The 757-nt window shown below is 22.6% G+C and carries 1 pseudogene; it reads left to right on the forward strand.

Annotation, left to right across the window (positions count from 1 at the left end):
• Positions 1-16 precede the first annotated feature (16 nt).
• Positions 17-757, forward strand: a pseudogene (locus GRQ01_RS07555) (DUF2972 domain-containing protein); the annotation flags it as partial.

The following is a 757-nucleotide window of genomic DNA, read 5'->3' on the forward strand; positions in this document are numbered from 1 at the left end:
ACCAAAAAGGAAATTTATGCAAAATCCTAACTCAGCTATACAAAGGATAAAAAATCATCTTGCTTATAAACTAGGACAAGCTATGATAGAATATAATAATAATGGGGGGGGGTATATAAGATTATGTAAAAAACTTTATCAAATAAAAAAACAATATAAAAAAGAAAAAAGAATTTATCAAGAAACTATAAAAGTATTTCCTCAACTTAAATATCCTCCTTTAGAAAAATGCACTGATTATGAACAAGCTTTAAAATATCAATTTCATTTATCCTATTTTTTAGGTGAAGTGCTTTTACAAACTTTTAGAACTTGGTATAAAGGAAGTATGTTTAAACTGTCTAAAAATATCCAAGAAGCTAATGCAGATTTTAAAACTTTTAAAAAAATATTTGAAAAATTTAAAGAATATAATATAAATATTCCTAAAGATCTTTTAAATAATAAAAGATTATTTTTAAAAAAAGTTTTAACAATAGAAAATATATTAAACACTCATAAAGATTATAAAGCTATACTAGATAATATTTTTCATAATTTTACTTTTTTCTTAAAACATTTTAATCTCATAGAAGAATGGTTATTATCAAATGATTTTAATGAAAAATATAAAAAACAAAACCACCCTTATCCCTCATTACTTGATCCTAAAAAACTCAATGATAAAAATGAAACAATCAATTATCATAATATAGCTGCTGAACTTGCATGGGAAATGAATTTGCCTTTACCAGAGAATTATGAGTTTGTGTTTTTA

Origin of the sequence: Campylobacter bilis (assembly GCF_016806695.1) — a bacterium.
Classification (GTDB): Bacteria; Campylobacterota; Campylobacteria; order Campylobacterales; family Campylobacteraceae; genus Campylobacter_D; species Campylobacter_D bilis.